9 protein-coding genes are annotated in these 11919 nt (G+C 70.4%); 3 read left to right on the top strand and 6 right to left on the bottom strand.

The window, feature by feature from the left end; genetic code table 11:
• Nucleotides 1–3: 3 nt before the first annotated feature.
• Entirely contained in the window at nucleotides 4–768 is a 765-nt protein-coding gene (locus ACIRRA_RS37990; RefSeq protein WP_402778638.1) for an alpha/beta fold hydrolase, read from the bottom strand.
• A gap of 241 nt (nucleotides 769–1009) precedes the next feature.
• Here ACIRRA_RS37990 and ACIRRA_RS37985 point away from each other — a divergent pair, with 241 nt between their 5' ends.
• Nucleotides 1010–2587 carry an ArnT family glycosyltransferase gene (locus ACIRRA_RS37985; RefSeq protein ID WP_402778636.1) on the top strand — a complete coding sequence of 526 codons (1578 nt, stop codon included), beginning with the start codon at nucleotides 1010–1012 and terminating at the stop codon, nucleotides 2585–2587.
• 127 nt (nucleotides 2588–2714) lie between these two features.
• Here the strand turns inward: ACIRRA_RS37985 and ACIRRA_RS37980 are convergent, their stop codons facing one another.
• From ACIRRA_RS37980 to ACIRRA_RS37965, 4 genes are all read right to left on the bottom strand, one after another.
• Entirely contained in the window at nucleotides 2715–4352 is a 1638-nt protein-coding gene (locus ACIRRA_RS37980; protein WP_402778634.1) for a DNA polymerase Y family protein, read from the bottom strand.
• 166 nt (nucleotides 4353–4518) lie between these two features.
• Nucleotides 4519–5271 (bottom strand): hypothetical protein, encoded by a 753-nt coding sequence (locus ACIRRA_RS37975; protein WP_402778632.1) that lies wholly within the window; start codon nucleotides 5269–5271, stop codon nucleotides 4519–4521.
• Between the two features lie 189 nt (nucleotides 5272–5460).
• Nucleotides 5461–5688 carry a hypothetical protein gene (locus tag ACIRRA_RS37970; RefSeq protein ID WP_402778629.1) on the bottom strand — a complete coding sequence of 76 codons (228 nt, stop codon included), beginning with the start codon at nucleotides 5686–5688 and terminating at the stop codon, nucleotides 5461–5463.
• Between the two features lie 23 nt (nucleotides 5689–5711).
• Nucleotides 5712–6977 carry a hypothetical protein gene (locus ACIRRA_RS37965; protein WP_402778627.1) on the bottom strand — a complete coding sequence of 422 codons (1266 nt, stop codon included), beginning with the start codon at nucleotides 6975–6977 and terminating at the stop codon, nucleotides 5712–5714.
• A 139-nt stretch (nucleotides 6978–7116) separates the two neighbouring features.
• Here ACIRRA_RS37965 and ACIRRA_RS37960 point away from each other — a divergent pair, with 139 nt between their 5' ends.
• Nucleotides 7117–7245 (top strand): amino acid--tRNA ligase-related protein, encoded by a 129-nt coding sequence (locus ACIRRA_RS37960; RefSeq protein WP_402778625.1) that lies wholly within the window; start codon nucleotides 7117–7119, stop codon nucleotides 7243–7245.
• A 27-nt stretch (nucleotides 7246–7272) separates the two neighbouring features.
• On the opposite strand, the gene ACIRRA_RS37955 is transcribed toward ACIRRA_RS37960, so the two are convergent.
• Nucleotides 7273–8310 (bottom strand): SDR family NAD(P)-dependent oxidoreductase, encoded by a 1038-nt coding sequence (locus ACIRRA_RS37955; RefSeq protein WP_402778623.1) that lies wholly within the window; start codon nucleotides 8308–8310, stop codon nucleotides 7273–7275.
• A 179-nt stretch (nucleotides 8311–8489) separates the two neighbouring features.
• Between ACIRRA_RS37955 and ACIRRA_RS37950 the strand changes: the two genes are divergently transcribed.
• Complete coding sequence (locus tag ACIRRA_RS37950) at nucleotides 8490–11846, top strand: error-prone DNA polymerase (protein WP_402778621.1); 3357 nt, start codon at nucleotides 8490–8492, stop codon at nucleotides 11844–11846.
• Nucleotides 11847–11919 lie beyond the last annotated feature (73 nt).

The raw sequence follows: 11919 nt of genomic DNA, 5'->3' as shown, positions 1-11919 counted from the left end.
AGCTCATTGCCCCAGAAAGGGGAGTACTTCGGCCTCGAACCGGTGGTAGCGGTCGCGGTGGATGCTGTGCCCGCAACCGAAGGTGCGAACCGTGCAATCGGGCAGGCTGGCGCACATCTGTTCGAGCTTGTCCGGGTCCACCATGCCGCCGGGCCCGCCGCGCAGGAACAGCGTGGGCGCGGTGATGTCGGACAACCCCTCCCACCACTCCGGATACGGCTTGCGGAACTGCTCGAGCGCCATCCCGGTCATGGATCGATCGAAGGCCAGCACCGCGCGCGGATGCCGGATGACGCTGGTGGTGGCGTGCCACAGTTCCGGGATCGACGGCAGCCTGCGCGTGAACCGCATCTGCTCGTCGCCGGAGCGCAGCGGCAGCGGCTGTTCCTCGATCACCAAGCGCCGCACCAGTTGCGGGCGTTCCATCGCCAGCCACGAGATGGCGTATCCGCCGAGCGAGTGCCCGACCAGATCCACCGTTTCCAGTTCGAGCCGATCGCACAGCCGCAGCAGGTCGGCCCCGAATTCCGGGAATCGGTAGGAGGCGGTGTGCCCGCTGCGTCCGTGCCCGCGCAGGTCGGGAATGATCACCCGGCGTCCGCGCCGCACCAGCTGTGTGGCGAATCGATCCCAGGTGTGCCCGTCCCCGCCCATGCCGTGCACCAGCATCACGGGTATGTCGCTGTAGAGATGCCCGCCCGTCGCGCCGGAGTCCCGGTACGCGATCTGGACGTCTTCGAACTCGACCCGGGTGACCGCTGACTCCACGATGGTCCAGAGTACGGATCGGGGTCCGGGTGAGGTCCCGGTTTGTGCGCAGCGCCATATCGAATTACCGATTCGGTTGCCTATTCATTCCTGTGACGAATGATGGCGAAACCCTGCACGTCCTGGCATGATGCCCGGTTGTCCAGGATGTGAAATAGATCACTTTCACATTCTCGATAATCGGTCAACCGTGACGGTAGCGTCATTGCCGATTCACCAAAGCTTTTTCTGTCGGGGAAATATGGTTCTCAATGCTGCCGCCCCCGCGGTCGATCTCCAGGATCTTCAGGAACCGAGCCCGCCGCGGCCCACCTTCGCTACGGCGTGGGTCCTCCTACTAGCCGCACTCAGCGGGGCCTTTCTCGCCATCCCCACGCTGCGCTACGACTTCTTCGGCGACGAACTGTATTTCGTCGCCGCGGGTGCGCACCGCAGCATCACCTACGCCGACCAAGGCGTGCTCATACCGCTGATGGCCCACCTGGCCGACGCCGTGGCGCCCGGCTCGGCGCCCGTGCTGCGATTGCCGGCGGTCCTGATGACCGCGGCCGCGGTCGTGATCAGCGCTGCGGTCGCCTACGAGCTGGGCGGCTCGCGCACTGCGCAACTGCTCGCGGCCGCCGCCTACGGGATCTCGCCACTCGCCGCCACCCAGGCCGTCCAGCTGAGCACCTTCTCCTTCGACGCCACACTGCAGGCCGCGGTCATCTGGTTGCTGATCCGCTGGATCCGCACCCGCGACGACCGCCTGCTCATCGCGCTCGGCCTCGTCGCCGCCATCGATCTGCAGGTCAAATGGTTCATCCCCACGATCCTGCTGTGCCTGGGCGCGGGCGTGCTCGTCGCGGGGCCGCGACAGCTGCTGTGGCGGCCCGCGCTGTGGCAGGGCGCGGCGATCTTCGCGGTATCTGCGTTGCCCGGCCTGTGGTGGCAGAACACGCACGGCTGGCCGGCGCTGGCCATGAGCAAGGTGATCGGCGCCGAACAGGACGCGGCCGGCGGCGGGCCGCTTGCGTGCATGCCGCAGATGATCGGACTGACTGGTTTGCTGGGCGGTCTGTTGGCCGGCTGGGCCTTCTGGTGCCTGGCCCGGCAGCGCTGGCTGCGGCCCTACCTGTTCATGCTCGTCGCCTCGGCGCTGCTGGTGCTCGTGGTGCTCGTCGGGCACGGACGCCCGTACTACACAGCGGGATTCCTGCCTGTGCTGTTCGGCATCGGTGCGGCCTCGCTGCCCTACTCGGTGAACGACCGCGGCGGCCGATTGCTGCGGGTCGTCGCGCCGCCGATCGTGGTGCTGTCGCTGGCCATCATCGCCGCGCTCGTGGTCACCCTGCCGCAGCCGCCCTCCCGCGTGCACGGCGTCATCCGGACCCAGGCCGACTTCGCCGTCCGGGCCAGCATTTTCGGCTACTCGGGATGGTCCGATCTGACCGCGAAGGTCGCCGACGCCTACCGGCAGCTCCCGGAGGCGGAACGCCCGAAAGCGATCATCGCCCAGAACTATTGGCAGGCGGCCGCGATCCAGAACTTCGGCCGCGACTACGACCTGCCGCCCGTCTACAGTCCCAACCGCGGCTTCGGCTACTTCGGCCCGCCGCCGTCGGACGCCGACGCCATCCTCTATGTCGGCCTCGACAGCGCCGAACCCACGCTGCGGCGGCAGTTCGGCCAGGTGACGGTCCTTGCGCACCTGAACATCCCGAACGGATTCCCCGGCGTGAACAGTGATATCGCCATCGCGGTGTGCCGCGAACCCGTGCACCCCTGGACCGAGCTCTGGCCCACCATGATGGATCTGCGCCTGCCGCTGGGCATTTGAGCGGCACCGCCGCTGGGCATTTGAGCGGCACCGCCGCAGTGCATTTGAGCGGCACCGCCGCAGTGCATTTGAGCGGCACCGCCGCAGTGCATTTGAGCGGCACCGCCGCAGTGCATTTGAGCGGCACCTACTCGTAGAGCCCCTCCACATGCCAGGCGCCGTTGTAGCCGAGCAGGAGCAGCGCGCGCAGGCGGGTGGCGTCCTCGGCGTCCAGCTGCACCTGGGCGCGGGCGGCGAAGCCGTGCTCGAAACGGTGTGTCCACCAGCGATCGTCGACCGGCCAGGGTCCGGCCCAGCCGGTCAGCCCCCAGGAGCTGCTGCCCCAGTGCAGGTGGGCGGGATCGGCGGTGAACAGGCCGCGCTCGGTGACCCAGATCGGGGAACCGTCGGCAGCCTCCAGGCGCACCTCCGGATGATGGGTGAGCACCAGCGCCGGAGCGGGCTCGGGAAGCCGGCCGGGCCAGGGCTGGGCCGGATCGGTCGCGGGCACCGGCTCGTCACCGAGGGGGACCATGGTGATGCGCTCCCCTGGGCCGCGGCCGCCGCTGAGCACACCCATGCGCACGGCGTCACCGCCCAGCAGGCTCTGCACCCGGATCAGGGCGCGGCGCGCTCGCTCCTCGTCCTCGCCGACCCCACCCCACAGACCGAGTTGCAGGGCGCCGGCCGACACCACCTCGACGGGTTCCAGGCGCAGGAGGGTGATGGCTGCGTTCGGGCCGGCATCCCGGTCGTCGTGTGCCCCCGGCGAACCGGGAGCCGCGACGCGGGTCCGGCCGCGATCGAGGGCACGGCGGGTGAGCCAGCCGTCGAGCTGCCAGCGGATGCGGTCGGCGGTGCTGTCCGGGGTGAGCGGTTCGGCGCAGCGCCAGATGCGGGAGAACTCCTCGCCCGCTTCGGTTTCGGCGTGGATGACCAGGCGGGTGCAGGCCACGGCGGCGGCGGAGAGCTTGGTGTGCAGCTCGGTGGCGAGCAGTCGGCCCGCGAAGGCGGCCATGTCGACGCGTTCGATCGGGGGATCGCAGCGGTGCTCCACGGTCAGGTCGGCGGCGGGCAGGCGGGCGGCGGGCGGGCGCTCCGGGACCGCGCGGGCGCAGCGGTGCGCGATGATCGCGTCCGCGCCGAACCGCGACGCCACCTCGGCGGGAGTGAGGGCCGCGAAGTCGCCGATGCGGCGCAGGCCCAGCCGGTGCAGCAGATCCACCAGTTCGACGCGCTGCGGCGCGGCCAGCACCGGTTCCACGGCCAGCTCCGAAACCGGCATGGGCGCAAGGAATTCCGCGCCCCGGCCGGGCGGGACCAGGGTGGCGCGGCGGGCGGCGAAGACCGCGGTGGACAGCTCGTCGGCAATCCCGATCTGGCATTCCACGCCGACCGCCGCCACGGCGTCCACCAGCCGCTCGGCGGCGGCCTCCTCGGAGCCGAAGAACCGCGCCGCGCCCCGCGCCGAGAGCGCCAGCATGCCCGGGCGTAGTACCTCCACGCCCGGCACGGTCGCGTCCACGGCCGCCACCACGGGCTCGAACAGACGGGCGTCGCGATCCGGATCATCCTGCGCCACCAGCAGATCCGGGCAGCGGCCCTGAGCCTCTCGCTTCCGCAGACCCCGGCGGATCCCTTCCGCCCGTGCCACCGCCGTACAGGCCACCACCCGATTGGCCGCGAACACCGCCACCGCGCGAGTGGCCTCCGCGCCTGCCTCGGCGGCCGCCGCCACCGCGGGCCAATCCAGGCACCACACCACGAGCACCCGCCGCGCCTTCACGACCGGCCCATTCTCGCGGCGCTACCGCATCGGTCGGCGGCCGGACGACAAGCGCGGCGGTCAGCCCGCGACACGACGCCCGCCCACACACGGGGGCAACCGGAAGACACGGGAAGTCCGCTGCGCCGCAGGCTCTATCGTCTGGCGGGCGGCGGTCGGCGATCGGTCAGGACGCGGCATGACGCGCCGGCCGCAGTGGTTCGGGAGCGGCGGCGGGCCGGACGGGGCCGGGGGCGGCGACCCATTCGACGCGACCGTCGGCGGGGCTGAGGGCCAGGTGGCCGGAGCGGGATTGGGCGGAGCGGCCGCGGACGGAGACGTCGAGGCGGACGATGCGCAGGCGGCCGCAGCCGCGGCCCAGGCCGCTGTATCCGGCGATCCGGGTGTCGATGTGCAGGGCGGAACCGGACCAGGAGCCGTTGGTCACCATCAGGGTGGAGTTCTTGCTGCGGGCGCGGGCGGCGAGGATACGGGCGCGGGACATGGGGACGGCGAGACCGTTCAGCCCGAGCACCACCAGGTCCAGGCCATCCAGCAATACGGAGGCAACTTCGAGCGGGTCCGGGCCTGGATCGGAGACCACCGCCAGCCGGTCGAGCCGGGCCCCCATCTCAGCGGCGGCCAGCAACCCCAGCCGCGGCAGCCCGACCACCGCGGCATGCCCTCCGGAGCCCGTCACCGCGGCCAGCAGCCCCGAGATCAGCGACCCCGCGCCGTTGTAGACGACCACCGACCCCTTGGCCAATCCGCCATCGGGCAAGAGGTTTTCGAGCGCGCCCGGCACCGGCAGGGACTCCCGCCGCGGCTCCTCGGACACGGGTGCGTGGGCCGACGACTCCGTGCCGCGCGCGGGTATCGCGGCCATCCGCCGCCGCAGCTCCGTCAGCTGCGCCCGCCTGGCCTCCGCCGCCGCACCCATCTATGTGACCACCTCTCCAGTCGACGGGAACTCATCCTCGGAAACTCGAGCCAGCACCGACCCAGCTACCTAACATAATCGAAAGTTTGTTCGAACAGTAGAACTCGAGTCTCGAGACGCGTCAAGAGATGTGTGGCCCGCCACGCCATCTGTTACCGGATCGCCGTGACCGCCGCCCGCGCGGCGGCTTCAGGCGAGGTGGTTGCGGAGCCAGGTGGTCATGAGGGGGGCCTCGGGAAGCTTGGAGGCGGCGACGTGGCCGGTGCCGGGAATGTCGCGGCGGCCGGAGAAGGTCAGGGTGTCGGACGCGGTGATATGTACGCCATCGGCGCCATTGCCGATCGGCATCGGCGAATTGGCTTCTCGCGCAAGCAGATCGGCGACCTGCCGCAAGTAGGCGATCCCGGACGGTGCCACGCTCCGTGATTCGGGGCGGGGGGTCAGTCGAGGGTGATCACCACGGTTTCGCCGTGCCGGGTTATTTCGATGCTGCTGCCTGCCGGAGCTTTGGCCGTGAGCAGGACATCGCGTATCACTTCGATCGCCGTGCGCCAATCGTCGATCACTGTCAGGGGGAGGTCGTCGACCCAGCTGCCGTCCCTTCGGCCCAGGCGGGCGGGCCCGTGCTTGGTGGTTCCCAGTCCAGCGGCTCGGAGGGCGGCGTTGAGGAAGGGCTTCAGCTGTGATGCCGGGCCGTTCCGAGGAGCTTCGGAGGAGGAAACGGGCAGGTAGGCGTGGGCGTGGTAGCGGCGGGGCGGTGGGGACGTGTGGTCGGAGCGGGTTCGCGGCAGGGTGTGGGGGTCGACGCCGAGGAGGAGCTCGGTCATGACCAGGGCGCGGAGTTCACCCGCGCCGGGGGACAGCGCCGACAGGACGGACCGGTCGGCGCAACCCGCGGTGTGCAGCGCGGTGGCCAGGGCTGTCCGGTGCGCCGCTGTCGGATCGGCGGCGAAGGTCTCGGCGGCCGCCTCGACCTCGGGGTGTCTCGACCAGGGCTGGTCGCGGACGGCCGCGCAGCGGGCGCGTGCCCGGTCGATAGCGGTTGCCAGTGCGGCGAAGGGGAATTCGGGATCGTCCGGGTCGCGCATCGAGTACAGGTCGCCGGTGGGGTAGTCCGGATCATCGCTATAGGGATTGTCCGGCTGCTCGACGTAATCGAGGTACCACCAACCGGTTTCGTCGTCCCGCAGCCAATCCACGCCGAATGCCCGGATATCGCCGTGCGCGGCATACGCGCGCCGCTGATAAGGGTCCAGGCCCGGAAGGGCGGCGAATGCCTCACGCAGCAGCGGGACGGCGATCGCGGCGTCGGCGTCGGTGCACAGCGGGGCGAAACGGCCGAGCAGGGCCAGGTACGGGCCAGGGTAGGCCGCGTCGGGGTCGGCCAGTGCGGTGGCGCGGCAGATCAGGTCGACCTCGGACCAGCGCAGGGCGTGCGGATGCCAGTGCGCGAGATCGTCCCAGCCCAGCTCGACCGGGCGGGTGGCGCCGGGATGACGCAGGGTCAGCGAGGAACCGTAGGAGCCGGACTCGACCTGGAATACGTAACCGTCGCCGAGGTCGTACTCCGCCTCGAAGTCGTCGTACTCCTCCTCGCGGCCTGCGCGGTCCCCGCCGGGCACATCGGAGGCGTACTCGTCGAGAAAGCTCGCCGCCCAGAGTTCCGGTCGTGAGAACAGGGAATTCGGCTGCCGGACCTCGGTCATGCCGAGATCCTGCCAGGTTCGATCCTGTCGGCAACCCTTGGGGCGCACCGGCTTCGGCGCGCCGCAGCGTGGCGTGCATGGCTGGCCGTCCTCACCGCGCGGCGATGACGCCGCCCGGTATCCGGCGTAGCTGGAGGCCATGAGCCACGGCATGCCGCACGGCGGCTTCGCCATCGGGCTGGAACGTTGGGTGTCGCGGCTGCTCGAGGCCGACAACATCAGGTGGGCAGCGCTTTTCCCGCGTGACACCCACCGGGTGCGGCCCTGAGCAGGGCGGGTCCGGGTCTGCGGGTGGTCACCAGTGGGTGCCCGGGACCAGCCGGGCCGCGCGGCGCAGGGCCGTGCCGGTGACGCGGACCGCGGGCGGGACGGTGCGGCGGCGCTGTTGCGGGGCAACGATGTCCGTGTCGACCGTCTTCGGTTCGGGCACTGCCTCGCCCTTGGCCGCGGGGGAGTCGGGGATGGCGCGATAGTAGCGGTGCAGGACCCGCTCCTTGATGCCGGGCGCGAACATGGAGCCGTACTCGGCCAGGGTGCCGAGCGGCACGTCGATGCGGCGGGGGCGCTCGGTGAGGGCCCGCACGATGAGCGCCGCCGCCCATTCCGGGGACTGGGTGCCGGTGCCCTGATCGCCGCTCGGGGTGATCATGGGGGTGCGGACCAGCGGCATGTGGATGGTGGTGAAAGTGATATTGCTGGAACGCATTTCGGCAGCGGTCACCTCGGCGAACTTGTCCAGGGCGGCCTTGCTGGCCAGGTAGGCGGCGAAGCGCGGGGTGGCGACCTGGACGCCGGCGCTGGAGATGTTCACGATGTGACCGTCGTGGCGCTCCCGCATGCCGGGCAGCAGGCCCAGGGTCATGCGCACCGCGCCGAAGTAGTTGACGGCCATGGTGCGCTCGAAGTCGTGCATGCGGTCGGTGGAGCGGTGCACGGCGCGGCGGATGGAGCGGCCGGCATTGTTGACCAGCATGTCGACGTGTCCGTGGGTGTCGAGCACCGCCTGCAGGGTCCGGTCTACCGAGTCCTGATCGGTGACATCGCACGGGTAGCCGAACGCGGTGCCGCCCGCGGCGGTGATCTCGTCCACCACGGTGGACAGCTCGTCGGCGCGGCGGGCCAGCAGGATGACGACCGCGCCCTTCTCGGCGACGGCGAGCGCGGCCGAGCGGCCGATGCCGGAGGATGCGCCGGTGATGACGACGTGCTTGCCGGTCAGATCGCGGCGGGCGCGCCGGCGGGCCAGGGAACCGCTGCCGTTGTCGGTCGAGGTATCGGGCCCGCCCGTCGCCCCGCCGCCACCCCTGACCGAATCGCTTCGCGATGCCATCATTTCTGCTCCCTTGCAGTTGATTTGCCTCGAACTTACTTCAAAGTAAGTTACTGCGCCACGGTGTGGTTGCCCACCGCCGAATCGGCCTCCGGGGATTTGGCGTATGCCGCTGTAGAGACCAATCGGTTTCGAATGTATGTTCGATATCGAGACCGGTCGGATTGTGGAGGAGGTGCGTCATGGGCTGGCACAACGGCCCGCCTTCGTGGGCCGAGATGGAACGGGTGCTGTCCGGACGGCCCGATCCGGTGCGCAAGCCGGTCGACGGCGACGGCGGCGACAGCCCGGCCTGGTCACGGAAGCGGGAGAAGTACGAGGCCGGGGAACTCGGGCGGGTCGCGCGATCGGCGGTGCCGTACGCCGAGCTGCACACGCATTCGGCCTACAGCTTCCTCGACGGCGCCAGCCAGCCCGAGGAGCTCGTGGAGGAAGCTGTGCGACTGGGCCTGGAGGCCCTCGCGCTGACCGACCACGACGGGTTCTACGGGGTGGTGCGGTTCGCGGAGGCGGCACGGGAATGGCGGATGCCGACCATCTTCGGGGCCGAGCTGTCCATCGGCACCGCGGCCCGCGCCGGCGCGCACCTGGCACCCCGCGGGCGGCGGCGCGGCCGCGAATCCGACTCGGACGCACTGAATTCCGAGCCGCGCACCGGCATACCCGACCCGGCCGGACCACACCTGCTGGTGCTGGCGCGCGGACAGGAGGGGTATCGGCGGCTGTCGCGGGAGATGGCCGCCGCGCACATGGCGGCGGGGGAGAAGGGCATCCTGCGCTACGACCTGGAACGGCTCACCGCCGCGGCGGGCGGGCACTGGCACATTCTCACCGGCTGCCGCAAAGGGACTGTGCGACAGGCACTTCAGCAGGGCGACGTGGCGGCCGAGGCAGCGCTGCGCGATCTGATCGAACGGTTCGGACGCGAGCACGTGAGCGTGGAGCTCACCCACCACGGCATCCCCGAGGACGATGAGCGCAATGCCCGGCTCATCGCCCTCGCCGACCGGGTCGGGCTGCCCGTACTCGCCACCACCGGAGCGCATTTCGCGGCCCCGCCGCACCGGCGCAGAGCCATGGCGCTGGCCGCCATCCGGGCCCGCTCCAGCCTCGACGACATGGCCGGCTGGCTGGCCCCCACCGGCGGCGCGCACCTGCGCTCCGGCGACGAGATGGCGCGGCTGTTCGCCGCCTGCCCCGAGGCGGTGGCGAATGCCGTTGCGCTGGGCCGGGACTGCGCGTTCGACCTGCGGCTGATCGCGCCCCAACTGCCGCCCTTCGATGTGCCGGACAGCCACGACGAGAACTCGTGGCTGCGCGAGCTCACCCTCCGCGGCGCGGGCCGCCGCTACGGGCCTCGTGCCGGTAACCCGGACGCCTACCGGCAGCTCGAACACGAACTGGACGTGATCGCCACCCTGAACTTCCCGGGCTACTTCCTGGTCGTGCACGATATCGTCAGCTTCTGCCGCGACAACGACATCCTCTGCCAGGGCCGGGGTTCCGCGGCCAATTCGGCGGTCTGCTACGCCATCGGCATCACCAATGTGGACCCGGTCGCCAACAAGCTGCTGTTCGAGCGGTTCCTGTCGCCGGAGCGGGACGGGCCGCCGGACATCGACGTGGACATCGAATCGGATCGGCGCGAGGAGGCCATCCAGCACGTCTACGCCAAATACGGGCGCGAGTACGCGGCACAGGTGGCCAATGTGATCACCTATCGCGGGCGCTCCGCCGTGCGGGATGCCGCACGCGCCCTGGGCTTTTCGACCGGACAGCAGGACGCCTGGAGCAAACAGGTGAGCCGCTGGACGGGCGTGGCGGAAGAGCAGCACACCGACATCCCCGACGACGTGCTCGCGCTGGCCGGTGAATTGGAGGGGCTGCCGAGACATTTGGGCATCCACTCCGGCGGCATGGTGATCTGCGACCGGCCCATCGCCGACGTGTGCCCGACCGAATGGGCGCGCATGGCCGATCGCAGTGTGCTGCAGTGGGACAAGGACGACTGCGCGTCGGCGGGACTGGTCAAGTTCGACCTGCTCGGGCTGGGCATGCTGTCGGCGCTGCACTACATGATCGACCTGGTGGCCGAGCACAAGGGGCACACCATCGAACTGCACCGGCTGGACCTGGGCGAGGAAGCCGTCTACGACATGCTGTGCCGCGCAGACTCCGTCGGCGTCTTCCAGGTGGAGTCCCGCGCGCAGATGGCGACCCTGCCGCGCCTGAAGCCGCGGAATTTCTACGACCTGGTGGTGGAGGTGGCGCTCATCCGGCCGGGACCGATCCAGGGCGGGTCGGTGCACCCCTACATCCGTCGCCGCAATGGCAGGGAGGAGCCCGAATACGACCATCCGGCACTGGAGAACGCGCTGGAACGTACCCTCGGCGTGCCGCTGTTCCAGGAGCAGCTCATGCAGATGGCCGTGGACGTCGCCGGATTCACCGCCGCCGAGGCCGATCAGCTGCGCCGCGCCATGGGATCCAAACGGTCACCGGAGAAGATGGAACGGCTGCGGGCTCGCTTCTATCAGGGGATGAAGGACCTGCACGGCATCACCGGCGAGGTGGCCGACCGCATCTACGAGAAGGTGTACGCCTTCGCGAATTTCGGTTTCCCGGAAAGCCATTCGCAGAGTTTCGCCTCACTGGTCTTCTACTCGGCGTGGTTCAAACTGCATCACCCGGCCGCCTTCTGCGCCGGACTGCTGCGCGCCCAGCCGATGGGGTTCTACTCGACGCAGTCGCTGGTCGCCGACGCGCGACGGCACGGGGTGGTGGTGCACGGGCCCGACATCAACCACAGCCTGGCCGAGGCGACCCTGGAGGCACAGGGCCTGGAGATCAGGCTGGGTCTGGCCGCGGTCCGGCACATCGGCACCGAGCTGGCCGAACAGATCGTGGCCGCCCGCGAAATCGGGCCCTACACCACATTTCTCGACCTCACCGGGCGCGTGGAGCTGAGCGTGCCGCAGGCCGAAGCGCTGGCCACCGCGGGCGCGCTGAACAGTCTCGGCGGCACCCGCCGCGAGGCGCTGTGGGCGGCGGGCGCGGCCGCCGCGGAACGACCCGACCGGCTGCCCGGCACCGGCGCGGCCACCACCGCACCCGCCCTGCCCGGAATGAGCGCGCTGGAACTGGCCGCCGCCGACGTATGGGCCACCGGCGTCTCTCCCGGCAGCTATCCGACCGAATTCCTGCGCGAGCGCCTCGACGCGCTCGGTGTCATCCCCGCCGCGCAGCTGCTCGACATTCGCGACGGCACAAGGGTTCTCGTCGGCGGCGCGGTCACCCACCGGCAGCGTCCGGCCACTGCGGGCGGGGTCACCTTCCTCAATCTGGAGGACGAGACCGGCATGGTGAACGTGGTCTGCTCGGTCGGCCTCTGGGCCCGCTACCGGCGCCTGGCCACCACCGCGCCCGCCCTGCTCATCCGCGGGCGGGTGCAGAACGCCGAGGGTGCGGTCACCATTGTCGCCGACCATCTGCAGCGCATGGACCTGCGCATCGAGGGCCGTTCCCGCGACTTCCGCTGAAGGCGGCCGCCGGCACCATATTTCGGTTGGGCGGCGCGCCCCTCACCCGGGTGAGATACAGGGTGCGCCAAGG

Origin of the sequence: Nocardia sp. NPDC101769 (assembly GCF_044766925.1) — a bacterium.
In the GTDB taxonomy this organism is placed as follows: Bacteria; Actinomycetota; Actinomycetes; order Mycobacteriales; family Mycobacteriaceae; genus Nocardia.
Note: the sequence above shows the minus strand (reverse complement) of the source record. Positions and strands in the feature narration are given on the sequence as shown.

What these genes read in the sequence shown, in the direction of transcription:
- ACIRRA_RS37955 (WP_402778623.1), bottom strand. Translation starts at nt 8,310, where the DNA reads ATGATGGCATCGCGAAGCGATTCGGTCAGGGGTGGCGGCGGGGCGACG.
- ACIRRA_RS37965 (WP_402778627.1), bottom strand. Translation starts at nt 6,977, where the DNA reads ATGACCGAGGTCCGGCAGCCGAATTCCCTGTTCTCACGACCGGAACTC.
- ACIRRA_RS37985 (WP_402778636.1), top strand. Translation starts at nt 1,010, where the DNA reads ATGGTTCTCAATGCTGCCGCCCCCGCGGTCGATCTCCAGGATCTTCAG.
- ACIRRA_RS37975 (WP_402778632.1), bottom strand. Translation starts at nt 5,271, where the DNA reads ATGGGTGCGGCGGCGGAGGCCAGGCGGGCGCAGCTGACGGAGCTGCGG.
- ACIRRA_RS37960 (WP_402778625.1), top strand. Translation starts at nt 7,117, where the DNA reads ATGAGCCACGGCATGCCGCACGGCGGCTTCGCCATCGGGCTGGAACGT.
- ACIRRA_RS37950 (WP_402778621.1), top strand. Translation starts at nt 8,490, where the DNA reads ATGGGCTGGCACAACGGCCCGCCTTCGTGGGCCGAGATGGAACGGGTG.